Below are 14,357 nucleotides of genomic sequence, written 5' to 3'. Positions count from 1 at the left end.
CTGATCTTTACACTTCCTACGGGCAGGACATGGCGTTCCTGAACACGCGTCCGAAACGCGCGTGGTCGGGCGGGCTCGTCGTGTTCGCGCTCCTGATGCCGTTCCTGATCACCGACGACCTGCTGCAGCTGCTCGCGACCGGGTTCGTGGCGGCGATCGGGGCGATCGGGCTGAACATCGTCACGGGCTACGCGGGCCAGGTGTCGCTGGGCCACGCGTTCTTCCTGGCGATCGGCGCGTACACGGCCGCGGCGCTGTCCGGGCCCGAGACCGGGCGGGTGATCGGCTTCGGTATCACGTCGCTGCCGGTCTGGCTGCTGGCCTCGGGGCTGGTGGCCGCGCTCTTCGGCGTCCTGGTGGCGCCGGTGGCGGTGCGGTTGCGGGGGCTCTACCTCGCGATCGTGACGCTCGGACTGGTCTTCCTGGGAGAGCACGTGTTCCGGGAGTGGACGTCGCTGACCGGCGGGCCCGGCGTCGGGCGTCCCGCTGCCGTGCCCGAGCTGTTCGGGGTGCGGCTGGACCAGGACAACGCCGTGTTCACGGCGGCACAACAGCTCTACCTGCTGATGTTCGTGCTGCTCGTGATCTTCGGTGTGCTGGCGCGCAACCTCGTCCGCTCGCGGGTCGGGCGGGCGTTCGCGGCGGTGCGGGACAGGGACCTGGCCGCGTCGGTGATCGGCGTCGACCTGACGAGGTACAAGGTCCTGGCGTTCGCGGTGTCCTCGTTCTACGCGGGGGTCGCGGGCGCGTTGTTGTTCGTGGTGAACGGGTTCTTCGATCCGGGCTCGTTCAGCCTGCTGTTGTCAGTGCAGTACATCGCGATGGTGCTCATCGGCGGCGCGGGCACCATCTCCGGAGCGATCATGGGCGCGCTCTTCATCACTCTGCTGCCACGCATCACCAGGGAACTGCCCGCGGTGCTGCCGTTCATCAGTGGTGACGCGACCGGAGTCATCACGGTCTTCCAGGTGGAGGCCGTGCTCTACGGCGTGCTCATCATCGTGTTCCTCATCGTCGAGCCACGCGGGTTGTTCGGCATCTGGGTCCGCGTCCGCAACTACTGGCGCACCTGGCCGTTCTCGTACTGAGGAGAGAATCTCCATGTCTGGTAAGAGAATCGCGTTGATATTCGTCGGGGCCTTGCTCCTCGCCTCCTGTCGCGGTGGGGACTCCGCCGCACCGCAGGAGGGCGCGGGCGGCATCAAGGTCGACGCCGGCGTCACGTCCGAGGCGTGCCCCGAAGCCGTGGACAAGTCCAAGGGCTGCATCTACCTGGGCACCATCTCGGACCTCACCGAGGGCCCGTTCAAGACGCTCGCCGTGCCGATCACGGACGCGCAGAAGGCGTTCTGGAAGCGCGTCAACGACAAGGGCGGCATCGGCGGCTACGAGGTCGACGTCTCCAAGTACGTCAAGGACAACAAGTACAACCCGCAGATCCACAACCAGGTCTACCAGGAGATCAAGGGCAACGTCCTGGCGCTGACCCAGACCCTGGGCTCGCCCACGACCGCGGCGATCCTGCCGGACATGAAGAACACGAAGATGGTCGCGGTGCCGGCGTCCTGGACCTCGTTGTGGGGCTTCGAGGACGGCGTGCTGGAGTCCGGCGCGAACTACTGCGTCGAGTCCATGAACGCGGTCGACCACGGCGCCGAGAAGATGGGCGTGAAGTCCGTGATGGCCGTGCACAACGCCGGTGACTACGGCGACGACGCGGCGGCCGGCGCGAAGATCGCGGCCGAGAAGCGCGGGCTCACGTTCGAGAACGTGACCACCACGGCAGGTCAGGACAACCAGGGCGGCGCGATCGACGCGGTGGTGTCGAAGAAGCCGGACCTCGTGATCCTGACGACCGGCCCGACCGACGCGGCCGTGATCATCGGCCAGGCCGCCGCCCGTGGCTTCACGGGCAAGTTCATCGGCACCTCACCGACCTGGAACCCCGGTCTGCTGAAGTCGCCCGCCGCTCCCGCGATCAAGGCGCTGTACATGCAGTCGGCGCCGTGGAAGTCGTGGAGCACCGAGTCCGTCGGCCACACCGCACTGCGCGCCGCGCTGCCCGGCGTGACGCCGAACGACGGCTACACCGCCGGCTGGGTGTGGGCGTACCCGTTGAAGGCCGCTCTGGAGAAGGCTGCGGCGAACAAGGACCTGACGCGTGCCGGAGTGCTCGCCGCTGTGAAGCAACTCACGTCCGTGGACTACGAGGGCATGCTCCCTTCGGGTGCAGGTAATTTCTCCGCTTCGCCCCAGGAAGCCCTGTTCCGCCAGAGCACCCTCTACAAGCCGGACGACGCCTCCCCGACCGGAGTCACGCTGGTGGAGGACTTCTTCACCGGTTCCACGGCCAAGGACTTCAAGTTCGAGAAGCCCTGCTATCAATGATCCGAACGGGTGACACTCGACGGTGAAACCGGACATCTCTGACTAGTCTCGAAGGTTGAGTCTGGGTAGGAGGTAGTGAAGGTGTTGCCGTGCGTCGAGGTTCGCCGATCCGCCGGAGGTCTCCGGTTATTCGTCCGTCCCCTGGCCGCGTCACGCTGGAGCGCGCGGCTGGGGTACGAACGGATCTCGGAGCTGATCGTCGCGATTCGTCAGTCGGAGTCGTGCACCGTGCCTGATGTGGAACTGCGGTACGTGCCCGACCAGCGCACCGGTGAGGCGGTGCTGGCGTGCGAGACGGGGTCCGTTCTGCTGGACGCCGACGAGGTGTCCGCGTTGCACGACACGTTGCGCGCCCACATGCCCGACCGGATGAGGCCGCTACCGGCTTAGCTCGCGGGCAAGCCATTCCGTGCGCGTGCGCCGCGCCCGGCGGGACAGCGCCGCGTCGGGGAAGATCGCGTCGAAGCCGTGGAACCCGCCCGCCCACGTGTGCAGTTCTGCGTCCACGCCGGCCGCCCAGAGGCGGGACGCGTAGGCGACGTCCTCGTCCCGGAACACCTCGGCCGTGCCGGTGTCGACGTACGTGGGTGGCAGTCCCGCTAGGTCCTCGGCCAGAGCCGGTGACACGTAAGGGGAAACGTCCGTCGCGTCGCCGAGGACGGATCGCCAGCCGAACTCGTTCATCTCGCGCGTCCAGACCCCGGGCTCGCCGGAGTACTGCCCGCTGGACGTGGAGTCGTTGCGGTGGTCCAGCATCGGGCAGATCAGCACCTGCGCGGCGATCCGCGGGCCGTCGAGGTCGCGGGCCATCAGCGTGACTCCGGCGGCCAGTCCGCCGCCCGCGCTGATGCCGGCCACGACGATGGTGCCGATGCCGAGTTCGGCGGCGTGCTCGGCCGTCCACCGCAGGCCGCGGTAGCAGTCCTCGACGAGGGTGGTCCCGGTCGCCTCGGGGGCGAGCCGGTGCTCGACGGTGACCACGACGACGCCGAGTTCTTCCAGCCACTGCAACGGGATGTCGATCTGCGAGAAGCGGTCGCTCATCACCATGCCGCCGCCGTGGATCCAGTAGACGCACGGCACGGGTCCGTCGAGTCCTCTGGGGCGGAACACGGTCAGCGTGATCTCGTCGAGGGTGACGTCGTGCCGTTCGGCGTCGGTCTTGAACGGCGGCGACGGCATCTGCCGGATCATCTGGAGCATCTCGGGGGTCAGTTCGGCCGACAGCGGCATGTCGGCGAGGAGTGCGCGCAGTTCGGGGTCGATCTCGGGGCGGCGCATCAGAACGCCGCCTTGCCGCCGACGGGCAGCTCGTCGAGGTACGTGGACTCGCCGTCGAGCAGCGTCTGGAGCTTCGCGACGAGCCGCTGCGCCTCCTCGCCGGCGAAGAACGCGCTGTGCGCCTCGGCCGTGGTCCAGCCCTCGGTCACGTAGACGACGTCCGGGTCCGTGGTCGAACGGCCGACCAGGAACACCACGCAGTCGTCGTTGGTCAGCGAGGGCGCGTCGAGCAGGAACTCGATCACCTCGTCGCGCTTGCCCGGCCGTGCGGTCAGGGTGGCGTGGAAGCCGTGTCCGACACTCATCTGTTCCTGCCTCTCCGTGGTGGCGCCGTTCTGGCGCTGCACTCATCAGATCAGCTGGAACAGGGGGTTCGGCAGATCGATGCTGCCGAGCTCTTGCCCGATCCTCTCAGTTGACCGGAGCGGGGGAGTTGGCCTCCGGGACCAGGACCGCGGGCGTTCCGGTGCCGTCCGCCGGTACGGACCACACGTCGTTCAGGCCGTCGTCGCGCTGGATGCCGTACGCCACGGTGTTGTTGTCGACCCACGCCGGCTGGTCGTCGACGCTGCGGGTCTCGGCGAGCTCGGTGATCCGGCGCGTGGCCAGGTCGAGCACCGAGACGCGCCAGCCCTTCTGCGGGTCGCCGCCGACGGCCTTCTTGTAGGCGATGCGGGTGCCGTCCGGGGACAGCGACGGGCACTCGACGTTGTCGGTGTCCGTGAGCGGCTTGATCTTCCTGGCCGCGAAGTCGCCTTCGAGCAGGTAGCGGTGGCCGCCCGTGGACATGGTGGCGTAGAAGCGGTTGTCGTCGGCGGTGAACGTGACGCCCCAGTAGTTCGTGTCGACCGGCCGCTGGGGCATGCCCTCGACCTCGAACTCCTCCAGCGACGTGACCAGCGCGCCGGTCTTCGTGTCCAGGATGCCGGTGCTGGTGGAGAACCCGTTGGCGGCGTAGGAGTGCCCGTCGACGAAGAGGGTCCACGCCACCATCCGGCCGCTCGCGGACACCCGCGTGCGGTTCGGGAAACCGGTCAGCGGAACGGTCCTCAGCTCCTTCAGGTCGCTGTCGAGCACGGCCAGTTCGCCCGCCTTCAACGCGCCGACCGGGCGCAGGCAGGAGATGGTGCCCGCGGCGGAGTACGCGCGGTCGCAGCTCTGCGCGGTGACCTCCCGCGAACCGGCCGGGTCGGCGAGCGACACCGTGGAGAGCTTTCCGTTGCTCAGCACCATCAACCGCGGCCCGGCGCCGGTCGCGACGGACCGCGCGGCGTTCTCCGGCGCGGCACCGGACAGCGCCGTGTAGCCCACGGCGACGCCGCCGAGCAGGACGGCGGCGGTCAGCGTGATCAGCAGGCGCTTGTTCATGAGCGTCGTCCCAGCAGTGCGGCGGTGGTGACCAGGGCGCAGACCACCGCGACGGCGGCGATCCGGGTGGCGGCCTCGGGGCTCCAGAACTGCCAGGCCAGGCCGAAGAGCACGGACGAACCGAGGTAGGCGAGCGCCTGTCCACTTTGGATCAGCGCGATGCCGGTGGTGCGCAGGCGTTCCGGCAGGACCGGGCCCGCGAGCGCCATCAGCACGCCGTCGGTGCAGGCGTAGAAGACGCCGTACAGCAGCACGACCAGCACGAGCAACGGCCAGCCGCCCAACGGCCCGAAGAGCAGCAGGTACACGGCGGTCAGCGCGCCGTACCCGGCCAGCATGACCTTGAGCCGGCCGACGCGGTCGGCGAGCGCGCCCAGCGGTGCGGCGAGCAGCAGGTAGACGAGGCTCGTGCCCACGGCGAGCAACGGGAACCAGCCGAACGCCAGCCCCTCGCGCTTCTGCAGCAACAGGTACACGAACCCGTCGCCGATGGTGACCAGGCCGAGCAGCGACGCGGCGAACACGATCTTCCGGACGGCCGGGTCCTTGAGCAGGGCGAGCTTGAGCGGTTCGTTGCGCTGCAACGGCTCCGGCCGGTCCCGCACGTAGAGCACGAGGACCAGCACGCCGAACGCGGCGATGCAGAAGCTCACCACGAACACCGCGTCGAACGACTGGGCGGACGCGGCGAGCACGGCCATCGCGACCAGCGGCCCGGCGAACGCGCCGATGCCGTCCATCGCCCGGTGCACGCCGAACGCCCGGCCCAGGTCACCGCTGGGGGTGGAGAGGGTGATCAACGCGTCACGGGGCGCGGTCCGCAGACCCTTGCCCGCCCGGTCGGCGGTGATCACGAAGCCCAGTGCCGTCAGGGAGTTCCCGGCGGCGAGGAGCCCGAGCTTGGCCACGGCGGACAGCCCGTAGCCGAAGCCCGCCACGGTCTTGCGCCTGCTGGTCCTGTCGGCGAGGTAGCCGCCGGCGAGTCTGAGCAGGGTGGTGGCGCCGGTGTAGACGCCGTCGATCAGCCCGTACGCGGCCGGACTGAGCTGGAGGCCGATGACCAGGTACAACGGGAGGATCGCTGCGACCATCTCCGACGAGACGTCGGTGATGAGGCTGACCGAGCCGAGCGCGAAGACGTTGCCGCTCAGCCCCTTCCAGTTCGTCGTCCTGGGTTTGTCGAGAGTGGACAGGTACATCGTCGGCCTCCAGCAGCCCGTCAGTGACAGTTGGTCGTGCCGCTGTCGGTGTAGGTCTTGCCCGCCTCGGGGACGAACTGCCAGTCGAAGCTGTTGCTGTGCAACGTGAACTTCAGGACGCCACGCGTACCGGTGTTGCGGGCCTCGCTGTTCGGCCTGATCGTGCCGAACCCGTACGCCCCGGCGCCGCCCATGCCCGCGACGAACGTCCGGATGCCGCGCGAGTTGTCCAGCGAACCGCCGGGGTTCTGCGGGGCGAACCGCTCGTACTGGTGGTTGTGCCCGAAGACCACGAGGTCCGCGTTGTTGTCGTACAGCGCCTGGAACAACGGCCTGGTCGCCGCCGAGGGCGCGTGGTTGGCACCGCTGGTGAACAGCGGGTGGTGCCAGTACGCCGCGGTGCACGGCTTCGTGCTCGCCGCCAGGTCCTGCCGCAGCCACTGCTCCTGCGCGCTGCCCGCGGACATCGTGATGTTCGAGTTCAACGACACGATGTGCCAGTTGCCGACGTCGTAGGAGTAGTAGCCGAGACCGGACGGCCCGGCCTGCGCGCCGAAGTAGTTGTAGTACCCGGTGGCGCCACTGGTGTTGTAGTCGTGGTTGCCGGGCGACGGCTTCGTGCGCGCCTTGTGCCGGCCCCAGGTGGGCTCGTAGTAGGTGCTGAACTGCGACGCGGTGCCGTCCGGGTAGACGTTGTCGCCCGTGGTCCAGACGGTGCCCTGGATGTTGTCGAGCAACGCCGCCGTGGCCGTGTCACCGGAACCGGAGTCGGCGATGTCGCCCGCGCCGACCCAGACCGGGTCGCCGGGAGGCGGCGTCGTGCCGTCGGTGACGACGAGCTGCGGCGCCGTCGACCCGCTCTCGCGCGAGTCGTAGTCGGCGCCGTCCGTGCTGCTCGACGTGATGCCGATGCTGTACGTGCCGTTGCCCGTGACGAGGCTGGTGACGTCGACCTCGTACCAGGCGTTGCGCACGACCGAACCGAGGGAGCCGAGGGTGGCGCCGTCGATCGCGGGCTGGTTGTTCCAGGTCACCGCGGTCTCGGTCCAGCTGACGTTGGACATCGCCCGGAACGTGCCGCCGTTCGGGCTTTCCGAGCCGGAGACGTCGTCGGTGTGCAGGCGCAGCTTGGCGTTGGAGACGCCGCTGACACCGCTGACCGTGAACTTGAGGAACGTCCGCTTGACCGGCGAGTTGTCGATGCCGAGCTGACCGGACGTGCCGTAGTTCGTGCCGGTGGACCCGTTGTCGACGTAGGTGTCGGCGGTCGGGGTGAACGTGGCGGTGGCGGCGTGCGCCGAGGTGGAGGCGGTGAGAGTGGCCGCCGTGACGATGATCGTGGAGAGCACGGCTAGGGGAGCCCTGCGACGTGACATGCCTGTCCTCGTGGTGGTGGGCGGACATGGGCCGTCGCGAAGGATAGGGCTCAAATGAGTCGCGCACGATGATCGTTCGGCGGCTACTGGGTGAACGGCCGGAAAATCCCCCTCAGGGGTGGCTGCGGCCCGAAGGTATTTCCGCGCCGGACGAGCACTCCGTAGGGGTATGGGAGTCGAGGTCCACGACCCTCGCTGGCTCACGGCGGTGCCGGAGGCCGAGCTCGTGGTCGCGCTGGACGAGGTGGGAGAGCACGCCGCCGACGGGCACCGGGTGACGGTGCTGATCGACCTCGTGCCGGACAACGTGTCCGTGCTGCGCGGTCTGGCGGCCGAGGCCGTGGGGGAGGGTGCCCGCAAGGTGCGGGTCAGACCGCACGGCGTCGACCGGGTCGACCTGGTCTACGCGGCCGTGGAGCTGGGCAGGGTCGCCGAGGACGACGCCGTCGAGGTGCAGTTCGACGTCACGTCCGCCGCGTTGCTGCGCGCCGATCCGGCGGCGTTCGTGCGGGTGGACCCGCTGGTGGTGACGGCGGACGGGACGGTCGTGCCGATCTGCGCCGGCCTGGAGGAGTACGCGCTCGGCACGCTGGGGTCGTTCGACGACCTGGTGGCCTCCTACGACCCCGAACCCGTGCGGGACCTGTGCCGGGTGGCGCTGACCCGCGCGCTGGCCGACACCGGGCCGCTGGTGTCCTGGTACGAGCACCTCATCCGGACAGCAGCCGAGATGCGCTCCGCGTGTTGATCACCTGGTCCGGCGTGACACCGCACTCCTCCGCCCGCGCGCAGCCGTAGTTCAGCCAGTCCAGCTGGCCGGGCGCGTGCGCGTCGCTGTCGATCGAGAACGAGCACCCGGCGTCGACGGCCAGGCTGAGCAACCTGCGTGGAGGGTCGAGGCGTTCCGGCCGTGAGTTGATCTCGACGGCGGTGCCGTGCTCGGCGCAGGCCTCGAAGACCTTCACCGCGTCGAACTGGGACTCCGGGCGGCCCTTGCCGACGACGAGCCGGCCGGTGCAGTGGCCGAGGATGTCGACGTGCGGGTTCCTGACCGCGTTGACCATCCGCCGGGTCATCTCGGCGCGCGGCATCTTCAGTTTCGAGTGGACGCTCGCGACCACGACGTCCAGCCGTGCCAGCAGGTCCTCGTCCTGGTCGAGCGAGCCGTCGTCGAGGATGTCGACCTCGATGCCGGTGAGGACCGTGAACGGCGCCAGCTCGGCGTTCAGCGCGGCGACGACCTCCAGCTGCTTCTCCAGCCGGTCGCGGGACAGTCCGTTCGCGACGGTCAGGCGCGGGGAGTGGTCCGTCAGCACCATGAACTTGTGGCCGAGGTCGCGGGCCGCCTCCGCCATGTCGCGGATCGGGCTGCCGCCGTCGGACCAGTCGGAGTGGACGTGGCAGTCGCCCTTGAGCTTCGCCCGCATCTCCTCGCCGCCGGTGATGTCGACGTGCCGGAGCTTTGCCAGATAAGACGGTTCACGGTTCGCGAGCGCGTCCACGACGACGCCGGCCGTCGACTTGCCGACGCCCTTGAGGTCGGTGAGCGTGCCGAGCCTCGCCCGTTTCTCCACGTCGGAGGGGTCGAGGTCGGCGAGGACCGCGGCCGCGTTGCGGAACGCCTGGACGCGGTAGGTCGGCTCGCCCGCGCGTTCGAGCTGGAAGGCCACCTGCTTCAACGCCCTGACCGGATCCATGTCTCTTCCTACCCCACCGCGGTGAATTTCACCCGACCTTCGGGGGTGTCGGGCGGACCGGCGACTGCGGAAGCGTTCGGTCGCTGACCGACTACGGAGGGGTACGCGGTGAGGAAGCGTTGGGGCGCGGCGGCTTTGGTCGCCCCGCTGTTCATGTCCCTGGTGGGAACGTCCCAGGCGGCGCCTGGACCGTTGGACGAGTACTACACCCAGACCATCGCGTGGGCCGAGTGCCCGGCCGGCTGGGTCACGCCCTCGACGGGGGTCGAGTGCGCCACGGCGATCGTGCCGCTCGACTACAAGAACCCCGGCAACGGCAACCTGGAGATCGCCCTCTCGCGCAAGAAGGCGACAGAGCCGGCGCGCCGCAGAGGCGTGCTGATGACCAACCCCGGCGGCCCCGGTGGATCCGGCCTCGGCGCCGTGCACTGGTTCAACGCCCAGACCGACGTGCTGAAGATCTACGACGTCATCGGCATGGACCCGCGCGGTGTCGGCCGGTCGACGAACATCCGCTGCATCTCGACGCCGACCGACGACGAGTTCCCCTCGCGCCCGACGGACGCGCAGCTCGCGAACTGGTCGGACTACGCCCGCGCGGTCGAGGAGAACTGCCAGCGCGGCGGCGGTGAGATGCGCAGGCACATCTCCACCATGAACACCGCACGCGACATGGACGTCATCCGCGGCGCCATGGGGGAGAAGAAGATCTCCTACGTCGGCTACTCCTACGGCACGCAGCTCGGCGCCGTCTACGGCTCGCTGTTCCCGAAGTTCCTCGACCGCAGCGTGCTCGACTCGGCCCTGGACCCGCTCAAGACGTGGCACGAGCAGGACGTCGACGTGGTGGACGCCATCACCGACAACCTGAAGAAGTGGACGGAGTGGACCGCCGCCCGCAACGGCACCTACGGCCTCGGCACCACGCCCGCCGCCGTCCGCGCCGAACTGGACGCGATCGCCGCGAAGCTGAAGACCGGCCCGCACGGCGGCTACGCGGACGTGACCTCGTTCGACTACGCCGTCGGCGCCACCCGCTACCGCCGCTCCTGGGCCGCGTTCTCCCGCCACATCGCCTCGATCAAGGCCGGCGTGGCGGACCCCGCCGAGGCCTCCGCGATCGTCGCGGCGCTGAAGAAGGGCGACATCGAACCGACCTCGCCCGGCACGTTCCAGGCCGTCGTCTGCGAGTGGGACTGGTTCACCGACGTCAACACCTACTACAACGACATGAAGCGCTGGCGCGACACCAACCCGTACGGCGGCACCGTCGACTACATGGCGCCGACCAACTGCACGTTCCGCGCCTTCCAGCGCCCGGAGAAGATCCCGGCCATCACCCGCAAGTACCCGGCTGGCCTGGTCGTGAACTCCGACGGCGACACCCAGACCCCGCTCGCCAACGGCAGGGTCATGGCGGAGCACCTCGCCCAGCCGTTGATCAGCGTGGCGAACGACGGCCAGCACGGCCACTACGCGTTGCGCCGCAACGCCTGCGTCGACACGATCGTCAACAAGTACCTGGTGTCGGGCATCCTGCCGGCGTCCAGGGTCACCTGCGCCGGCACGGACATCGCGGAGACGGTGCCTCCGGGTGCGGCGGCGTCGCTCGGTGCGCAGTCCGCGCGGCCGTTGAGCGACATCCTGGGTGAGATCGCCGTGGAGACGAAGCCCTTCTAGCCAGGCGGCACGATGCGGCCGAGCCGTTTGCGCGCACCGTCCTCCTGGTAGCGCGCGACGGTCTCGGCCAGCTGCACGCAGGCCCGTTCGATGGCCTGTTTGGCCTCGTTGCGCTCGCTGGTGACGGCGCTGAGGATCAGCCCGGTCAGCGCGACCGAGCCGTTGAACGCCTGCAGCACGATCATCGTCGTCAGCAGGTCCTTGGCGGCGAAGTGGCCGCCCGCCGCGGACATCACGGCCGCCACGGAGATGATCGCGGCGCAGGGCGCGGCGATCGCGTGCTGGAAGCGGAGCGCGGCCCAGATCAGCATGGGGAACACCAGGAACAGCAACCGCGATCCCGACGTCGTCACGAACGACGCGAGCATCCCCGTGGCGACCAGCAGCACCAGCGCCTCGACCAGGCGGCGCGGTGCGACGTTCCACTGACGCGGCAGGGTGAGCAGCAGCGGCGTGAACACCAGGACGCCCATCGCGTCGCCGGTCCACCACACCGACGCCACGGCCGGCACGTCGCGCCACGGGATCACGCCGCCGATCTTCAACGCCGCCGTGCCGACCACCGCGCTGACGAGCATCGCGCCCAGCGCGCCCGCGAACACGAGCAGCAGCGCGTCCTTGAGCCGGTCGACCGCCGTGCGGAAACCGAAGCGGGTCAGCAGGTACAGGGCGAGCAGGGGCGCCGCCGTGTTGCCTGCGGTGATCATCAGGGCGGAGAACAGCGGCGCGCCCAGGCTGATGTTGGCGGCGAACGCCCCGAGCGTGATGCCCGGCCAGATCCCGCGCCCCGACATCAGCAGCGCCGCCACGGAGATCCCGGTCGGCAGCCACAGCGGGGTGACCTGACCCTCGACGAGAGCCAGGACCAGGCCCACCTGAGCGGTCGCGTAGTACGCGAGCGCGACCGCGACGATCGTGGCGGCGGTCCGGAATGCGGCGTTCACCGCAACATGCTGCACCCGTGCGGACGTGATGACCAGACCTCGCGACCCGGCGTACCCACCTGGACTCACCCCGTAGGTAGGTAACGATCAGTTTCCGAAGCATGGCGGAGGTCGACCGGGCTTTGACCAGTGCAAATCGACATACCGGCTGGTATGCTCGGCCACTCCCAACCGGGGCGCTGGGCTGTTCGGGTCAGACCTCGGCCGGGTGGTTGCGCTGGACGGCAGGCGGCTGTACCCGTTGGTAACAAGCTGTGTGAGGGGACCCGATGAAGACCGTGTTCACGACCTGCCCGCTCTGCGAAGCGACGTGCGGGCTGGAGCTGACGGTCGAGGGGGACCGCATCACCAAGGTGCGCGGCGACCGGGAGGACGAGTTCAGCAAGGGCTTCCTCTGCCCCAAGGGCGCCTCGCTCGGCACGCTCGACGCCGACCCCGACCGGCTGCGCGCGCCGATGGTCAAGCGCGACGGCGAGTTCCACGAGGTCACCTGGGACGAGGCCTTCCGCCACATCGACGAACGGCTCAAGGACTTCCCCGATCGCAACGCGGTCGCGATGTACCTCGGCAACCCGGTCGCCCACTCGCTCGCCGGTGGCCTCTACGCCGGGCCGCTGCGCAAGGCGCTGGGCAGCCGCAACCTCTTCACCGCCAGCACCGTCGACCAGATGCCCAAGCACGTCCAGGTCGGGCACGTGTTCGGCAGCATCTTCTCGATCCCCGTGCCTGACATCGACCGCACCGACTTCATGCTGGTGCTCGGCGCGGACCCGTTCTCGTCCAACGGCAGCCTGTGGACGGTCCCCGACGCGCCGGGCCGGTTCCGGGACCTGCAGAAGCGCGGGGGCCGGTTCGTCGTGGTCGACCCGCGTCGCAGCCGGACCGCCGCGGCCGCCGACCAGCACGTCGTGATCCGCCCCGGCACGGACGTGTTCCTGCTGCTGGCGCTGATCCACGAGCTGTTCGCGCAGGACCTGGTGAACCTCCGCGACCTCGCCGATCACGTCACCGACCACGAGGTGATCCGCTCGCACGTCGAGGCGTTCGGCCCCGAGGCCGTCGAGGAGCGCACGGGCGTCGACGCGGGCACGATCCGTTCGCTGGCGGCACAGCTGGCCGCAGCGGAACGGGCGGTGGTCTACGGGCGGATCGGAACGACCACGGTCGAGTTCGGCACGGTCGCGTCCTGGGCGGTCGACACGCTCAACGTCCTCACCGGCAACCTGGACAGGCCCGGCGGCGCGATGTGGCCGTTGCCCGCGCACAACCGGCGCGGATCGGGCAGCGGCAAGGGCTTCGAGGTCGGCCGCTGGCACAGCCGGGTCAAGGGACACCCCGAGGTCATGGGGGAGTTCCCGGCCGTCACGATGGTCGACGAGATCGAGACGCCCGGCGAGGGCCAGGTGCGGGCGCTGTTCACGATCGGCGGCAACCCCGCGCTGTCGCTGCCGAACTCGGCGCGCGTGCACGCCGCTCTGTCCTCATTGGACTTCATGGTCAGCGTCGACCCGTACCTCAACGAGACCACCCGGCACGCCGACGTCATCCTGCCGACGCCGCCGCCGTCCCGCCGCGACCACTACGACATCGCGTTCCTCAACCACTCGGTGCGCAACTACGTGAAGTACTCGCGCGCCGTGATCCCGTTGGAGGAGGGCAGGGTCGACGAGACGGACATCTTCTTCCGACTCGCCACGATCTTCAGCGGCCTCGGCCCCGCGGCCGACCTGGACGCCATCGCCGCGTTCCAGCTCGCGGACCTGAAGAAGAAGGCGGGCGCCGACTTCGAACCAGAGGGCGAGACCCGCGAGGAACGCCTGCTGGACCTGAAACTCCGCATCGGCGCGTACGGGCTGTCGCTCAAGCAGGTGCTCGACCACCCGCACGGCATCGACCTCGGCCCGCTCACCCCGCGCCTGCCGGAGATCCTGCGCACGCCGTCCGGCAAGGTCGAGCTCACCCCGAGGCCGATCGTGGACGACCTGCCGCGCGTGCGGGCCGCGCTGGAGACGTCCGAGACCGAGATGGTCCTCGTCGGCCGCAGGCACCTGCGCACCAACAACTCCTGGATGCACAACGTGCCCGCGCTGGTGAAGGGCAAGCCGTTGTGCACGCTGCTCGTCAACCCCGGCGACGCCGGACGGCTCGGCCTGCGCGACGGCGGCTCGGCCCAGGTCACCTCGCGCGTGGGCGAGGTCGAGGTGCTGGTCGAGGTCACCGCCGACATCGCGCCGGGCGTCGTCTCCCTGCCGCACGGCTGGGGCCACGACCAGCCGGGCACGCGGCTCACCGTCGCCAGCGAGCACGCCGGCGTGAACGTCAACCTCCTCACCGACGACCTCCGCATCGACCCGCTCTCGGGCACCGCCGTGCTGAACGGCACCCGAGTGCGGGTCGTGCCCGCCTGACCCGTCCTCCCCGAGG

At 69.5% G+C, this 14,357-nt stretch carries 13 protein-coding genes; 6 read left to right on the top strand and 7 right to left on the bottom strand.

The features are described from left to right. Positions 1–29 precede the first annotated feature (29 nt). The 3 genes from ACFWN2_RS18250 (at position 30) to ACFWN2_RS18240 (ending at position 2,778) form a co-directional block, all read left to right on the top strand. Positions 30–1,088 carry a branched-chain amino acid ABC transporter permease gene (locus ACFWN2_RS18250; protein ID WP_382428657.1) on the top strand — a complete coding sequence of 353 codons (1,059 nt, stop codon included), beginning with the start codon at positions 30–32 and terminating at the stop codon, positions 1,086–1,088. A gap of 13 nt (positions 1,089–1,101) precedes the next feature. After that, positions 1,102–2,388 carry an ABC transporter substrate-binding protein gene (locus tag ACFWN2_RS18245; protein ID WP_382428656.1) on the top strand — a complete coding sequence of 429 codons (1,287 nt, stop codon included), beginning with the start codon at positions 1,102–1,104 and terminating at the stop codon, positions 2,386–2,388. A gap of 228 nt (positions 2,389–2,616) precedes the next feature. Beyond that, positions 2,617–2,778 (top strand): hypothetical protein, encoded by a 162-nt coding sequence (locus ACFWN2_RS18240; protein WP_382428655.1) that lies wholly within the window; start codon positions 2,617–2,619, stop codon positions 2,776–2,778. On the opposite strand, the gene ACFWN2_RS18235 is transcribed toward ACFWN2_RS18240, so the two are convergent. The 5 genes from ACFWN2_RS18235 to ACFWN2_RS18215 form a co-directional block, all read right to left on the bottom strand. After that, positions 2,767–3,669, bottom strand: a complete 903-nt coding sequence (locus ACFWN2_RS18235; RefSeq protein WP_382428654.1) for an alpha/beta hydrolase — start codon at positions 3,667–3,669, stop codon at positions 2,767–2,769. The two genes, ACFWN2_RS18240 and ACFWN2_RS18235, sit on opposite strands and share 12 nt — an antisense overlap. Then, complete coding sequence (locus tag ACFWN2_RS18230) at positions 3,669–3,974, bottom strand: putative quinol monooxygenase (RefSeq protein WP_382428653.1); 306 nt, start codon at positions 3,972–3,974, stop codon at positions 3,669–3,671. Before ACFWN2_RS18230 ends, ACFWN2_RS18235 begins: the two co-directional genes overlap by 1 nt. A gap of 106 nt (positions 3,975–4,080) precedes the next feature. After that, the gene (locus tag ACFWN2_RS18225; RefSeq protein WP_382428652.1) at positions 4,081–5,037 is read right to left on the bottom strand and encodes a TolB family protein; all 957 of its coding nucleotides are present in this window, start codon (positions 5,035–5,037) and stop codon (positions 4,081–4,083) included. Further along, positions 5,034–6,236 (bottom strand): MFS transporter, encoded by a 1,203-nt coding sequence (locus tag ACFWN2_RS18220; RefSeq protein WP_382428651.1) that lies wholly within the window; start codon positions 6,234–6,236, stop codon positions 5,034–5,036. The genes ACFWN2_RS18225 and ACFWN2_RS18220 overlap by 4 nt, the downstream gene beginning before the upstream one ends. Before the next feature lie 20 nt (positions 6,237–6,256). Further along, entirely contained in the window at positions 6,257–7,612 is a 1,356-nt protein-coding gene (locus tag ACFWN2_RS18215) for a DNRLRE domain-containing protein (RefSeq protein WP_382428650.1), read from the bottom strand. A gap of 169 nt (positions 7,613–7,781) precedes the next feature. Here ACFWN2_RS18215 and ACFWN2_RS18210 point away from each other — a divergent pair, with 169 nt between their 5' ends. After that, positions 7,782–8,360 carry a hypothetical protein gene (locus tag ACFWN2_RS18210; protein WP_382428649.1) on the top strand — a complete coding sequence of 193 codons (579 nt, stop codon included), beginning with the start codon at positions 7,782–7,784 and terminating at the stop codon, positions 8,358–8,360. Here the strand turns inward: ACFWN2_RS18210 and ACFWN2_RS18205 are convergent. Then, on the bottom strand, positions 8,323–9,309 hold the full coding sequence (locus tag ACFWN2_RS18205) for a PHP domain-containing protein (RefSeq protein ID WP_382428648.1): 987 nt from the start codon (positions 9,307–9,309) through the stop codon (positions 8,323–8,325). The two genes, ACFWN2_RS18210 and ACFWN2_RS18205, sit on opposite strands and share 38 nt — an antisense overlap. A gap of 108 nt (positions 9,310–9,417) precedes the next feature. On the opposite strand from ACFWN2_RS18205, the gene ACFWN2_RS18200 reads away from it, so the two are divergent. After that, a complete protein-coding gene (locus ACFWN2_RS18200; RefSeq protein ID WP_382428647.1) occupies positions 9,418–10,989 on the top strand; it encodes an alpha/beta fold hydrolase in 1,572 nt (523 codons plus the stop codon). Here ACFWN2_RS18200 and ACFWN2_RS18195 read toward each other — a convergent pair. Next, positions 10,986–11,933: an MASE1 domain-containing protein gene (locus ACFWN2_RS18195; protein WP_382428646.1), complete on the bottom strand. Its 948-nt coding sequence runs from the start codon at positions 11,931–11,933 to the stop codon at positions 10,986–10,988. The genes ACFWN2_RS18200 and ACFWN2_RS18195 overlap by 4 nt on opposite strands. Positions 11,934–12,202: 269 nt before the next feature. On the opposite strand from ACFWN2_RS18195, the gene ACFWN2_RS18190 reads away from it, so the two are divergent. Continuing rightward, positions 12,203–14,341 carry a molybdopterin-dependent oxidoreductase gene (locus ACFWN2_RS18190; protein ID WP_382428645.1) on the top strand — a complete coding sequence of 713 codons (2,139 nt, stop codon included), beginning with the start codon at positions 12,203–12,205 and terminating at the stop codon, positions 14,339–14,341. The last annotated feature ends 16 nt before the right edge of the window (positions 14,342–14,357 follow it).

It is taken from the genome of Lentzea sp. NPDC058436, assembly GCF_042721515.1.
GTDB lineage: Bacteria > Actinomycetota > Actinomycetes > Mycobacteriales > Pseudonocardiaceae > Lentzea.
Note: the sequence above shows the minus strand (reverse complement) of the source record. Positions and strands in the feature narration are given on the sequence as shown.